This window comes from Actinoplanes sp. NPDC048791 (assembly GCF_040650095.1).
GTDB lineage: Bacteria > Actinomycetota > Actinomycetes > Mycobacteriales > Micromonosporaceae > Actinoplanes.
Genome location: NZ_JBEZGQ010000860.1, coordinates 1 through 3582 on the forward strand (window position 1 = coordinate 1; position 3582 = coordinate 3582).

At 74.2% G+C, this 3582-nt stretch carries 5 protein-coding genes; 4 read left to right on the top strand and 1 reads right to left on the bottom strand.

All coding sequences use genetic code 11. The features are described from left to right. Both AB0C29_RS38550 and AB0C29_RS38555 read left to right on the top strand, forming a co-directional pair. The coding region (locus AB0C29_RS38550; protein WP_360831336.1) for a DJ-1/PfpI family protein at positions 1 to 305 on the top strand (305 nt) is incomplete at its 5' end. Between the two features lie 53 nt (positions 306 to 358). After that, positions 359 to 1486 carry a serine hydrolase domain-containing protein gene (locus tag AB0C29_RS38555; RefSeq protein WP_360831339.1) on the top strand — a complete coding sequence of 376 codons (1128 nt, stop codon included), beginning with the start codon at positions 359 to 361 and terminating at the stop codon, positions 1484 to 1486. Here the strand turns inward: AB0C29_RS38555 and AB0C29_RS38560 are convergent. Further along, positions 1483 to 2337 (bottom strand): dihydrodipicolinate synthase family protein, encoded by an 855-nt coding sequence (locus tag AB0C29_RS38560; protein WP_360831342.1) that lies wholly within the window; start codon positions 2335 to 2337, stop codon positions 1483 to 1485. The two genes, AB0C29_RS38555 and AB0C29_RS38560, sit on opposite strands and share 4 nt — an antisense overlap. 71 nt (positions 2338 to 2408) lie before the next feature. Here AB0C29_RS38560 and AB0C29_RS38565 point away from each other — a divergent pair, with 71 nt between their 5' ends. Then, positions 2409 to 3296, top strand: coding sequence for a LysR family transcriptional regulator (locus AB0C29_RS38565; RefSeq protein WP_360831345.1), 888 nt, complete (start codon positions 2409 to 2411; stop codon positions 3294 to 3296). A gap of 84 nt (positions 3297 to 3380) precedes the next feature. Further along, on the top strand, positions 3381 to 3582 hold a 202-nt coding region (locus AB0C29_RS38570; RefSeq protein WP_360831348.1), incomplete at its 3' end, for a sigma factor.

Below are 3582 nucleotides of genomic sequence, written 5' to 3' on the forward strand. Positions count from 1 at the left end.
CCGCGGCCGGGCTGCTGGACGGGCGCCGGGCCACCAGCCACTGGGGCTGGCGGGACGGGCTCGCCGCGTTCGGGGCGCAGCCGGTCGAGCAGCGCGTCGTGACCGACGGCCCGGTGATCACCGCGGCGGGCGTCTCCGCCGGGATCGACATGGCGCTGACCCTGCTGGCCCGGCTGCGCGACGACGAGACCGCGCAGGCCGTCCAGCTGGCCGTCGAGTACGACCCGGACCCGCCGTTCAGCGCCGGGTCGCCCCGGTCCGCGCCGCCCGGCCTGGCCGAACGGGCCCTGGCCCTGATCCGCTGAGATCGCCGCAATTCGGTGGAGGCGGCGCCGCGGGCCGCCTACCGTGTCCCGCTGTGGACATCAGGGGAGAGGCCGACGAGCGTTTCGGCGCGGTGGCCGACGTCTTCACCCGCAACTTCGGCGACTTCCCGGAGCTCGGCGCGGCCGTCACCGTGTACGCCGGCGGCCGCAAGGTGGTCGAGCTGTGCGGGGGCGTCGCCGACGAACGCACCGGCCGGGCGTGGACCGTCGACACCGCGGTGCCGGTGTTCTCGTGCGCGAAGGCCGTGGTGAGCATCTGCACCCACCTGCTCGCCCAGCGCGGCGAGCTCGACCTCGACGCGCCGGTGAGCCGCTACTGGCCGGAGTTCGCCGCGCACGGCAAAGAGGGCATCACCACGCGGATGGTGCTCGGGCACCGGGCCGGGCTGCCGGTCCTCGACCGGAACCTGTCGTTCGAGGAGGTCACCGCATGGACGCCGGTCGTGCGGGCCATCGAGGAGCAGACGCCGCTGTGGGAGCCCGGGACGGCGTACGAGTATCACGCCCATGTCTTCGGGTTTCTGCTCGGTGAGCTGATCCGGCGGATCACCGGGCTGAGCCCGGGCGCCTGGTTCCGCGCGGCCATCGCCGACCGGCTCGGAATGCGGACCTGGATCGGCGTGCCCCGCGAGGAGCTCGGTGGTCTCGCCCGGCTCACCGAGGCGCCGGGCCGCCCGCCGATGCCCGGCCCCGAGACGCTGATCATGCGGATGGTCACGATGAACGGTGCGTTCGTCTTCCCCGGCCTGGACGAGCCGCACGGCTGGAACGATCCCGAACTGCTCACCGCCGAGATCCCCGGGGCGGGCGCCGTGTCGTCGGCGACCGGCCTGGCCGGCCTGTTCGCCGCCGCCGTGACCGGCGTCGACCGGCTGCTCACCGAGCAGACGGTCACGGACCTGCTTCGCGAGCAGTCCGCCGGTGCGAGCTGGTCCGGGATGGACGCGGGACAGCGGTGGGGCTCGGGCTTCCTGCTCGACTCGGCCTTCCGGGCACTGCCGGGCGCCCGCAGCTTCGGCAACGACGGCGCGGGCGGGCAGTTCGCCTTCGGCGACGACGAGTACGGCGTCGGCTTCGCGTACGTCACCAACCGCATGGTCGGCTACGGCGACGCCCGGGCCACCCGCCTCATCGCCGCCGTCCGCGACGCCCTCGGCTAGAGGTGCTTCAGCGCCGCCTCGACACTGTGGGTGGCGGCCGGCAGCAGCGGCAGCCGTACGGCGGCAGTCGGGATCCGGCCCTGCGCGTGCAGCACTCCTTTGATCACCGTCGGGTTCGGCTCGGCGAACAACGCCAGCGCGAGCCCGGCCAGCGCATGACCGACCGTCCGCGCCCGTACGGCATCCCCCGCCGCCCACGCCCGTACCAGCTCGGCGAAGCGGTCGGTGGCCACGTGCGCCGAGGCCAGGATCCCGCCGTGCGCACCCAGGGCCAGCAGCGGCGACACGAACGCGTCGTCACCACCGAGCACCGCGAACCCGGCGGGCGGATCGGCCAGCAGCTCCACGGTCGCCGCGTCGATGCCACCCGCCGCCAGCTTCACCCCGGCCACCTGTGGGATCGCCGCCAGGCGCCGCAGGGCCGCCGCCGACAACGACTGCCCGGTCCGGTACGGCACGTGGTAGACCAGCACCGGCACCGGGCTCGCCGCGGCCAGCGCCTCGAAGTACGCGACGACACCGTCCTCCCCGGGCCGCAGGAACGGTGGCACCAGGCTCAGAGCGGCGTCGACCCCGGGCCGTTCCCGCAGCTCCCGCAGCGCTCCGACCGAGTTCGCCCCGACCACCAGCGCGGCGTTGCGGTCCCGGCACGCCCGGGTGACCACGTCCAGCACGGCCCGCTGCTCGTCCGCGCTCAGCGACGCCGGCTCCCCGGTCGTGCCCAGCGCCACCAGCCCGGCCGCACCCCGGGCCAGCACCTCACGGGCCAGCGCCTCCAGCGCGTCCAGGGCCACCGACCCGTCGGCGTCGAACGGGGTGATCAGCGGGACGTACACACCGGAGAAAGTCATGGGCCCAGCCTCTGGCACCAACTGCCATAAGGTCCAGTTCACATTTCTGCGCAGAACCGTAAGCTCAGCTGATGCTGGATGTCCGGCGCCTGCGCCTGCTCTGCGACCTCGCCCGCCTCGACACGATCAACGCTGTCGCGCAGGCGCACATGTACACGCCGTCCGCGGTCTCCCAGCAGCTGTCGGCCCTGGAACGCGAGGTCGGCCTGCCCCTGCTGGAACGCACCGGCCGGCGCGTCGCCCTGACCCCGGCCGGCCGGGTCCTGGTCCAGCACGGCGAGAGCGTGCTGGCCGCGCTCGAGCAGACCACCACGGCGATCGCCGCCCTGGCCACCGGCCTGTCCGGGCCGCTGCGCATCGGCGCGTTCCCCACCGCGGTCCGCACCCTGCTGCCGGCCACCCTGGTCGCCCTGGCCGAACGCCACCCCGGGCTGGAGCTCATGGTCACCGAGCTGGACCCGGCGGCCGTCCCGGACGCGCTGCGCGAGCACCGCCTCGACGTGGGCCTGCTGCACGACTACGACGTCGTCCCGGTCAAGCCCGACCCTATGCTCGACGCCGTGCCGCTGCTGGACGAGACCGTGTACCTGGCGTTGCCGTCGACCGGCTCGGGGTCGCTGCGGGACCAGCGTGACGCGGACTGGATCGTGGCGAGCCCCGGGACGCTGTGCCACGACGTGACCCTGCACGTGTGCCGGGCGGCGGGCTTCACGCCCCGGGCCCGGCACCAGGCCGACGACTTCACCACGGTGCTCGCGCTGGTCGCCGCCGGCCAAGGCGTGTCGCTGGTGCCCGAACTGGCCACGGCGAAGCCACCCACCGGCGTCTGGCTCGTGCCGTTGCAGACGCGCCGGCGTACCCGGATCGCGTACCGTCGCGGCGCCGCGACCCACCCGGCGGTGGCCGCCTTCATCACCGAGATCCGCGCCGCGAGCAGCGGATTCGGCGACCCGCGCTGAGAAATCTCCGGTCCACTGCAACCGGCGGGCCGCCCGGCGGCGTGCCACCGGCGGAAGCACGCACCGAGGGGAAGCGGGTTCGGCGTGACGGACGAGGACTACAGGGCGTTCTACGCTTCGGCGTTCGCCCGGCTGGTCGGGCAGGTCTACCTGCTCACCGGCGATTTCGGCGAGGCCCAGGACGCCGTGCAGGAGGCGTTCATCCGGGCCTGGAGCAGACGCCGGCGCTTCGCCGACGGCGACGAACCGGAAGCGTGGATCAGGACGGTCGCGCGCCGGATCGCGG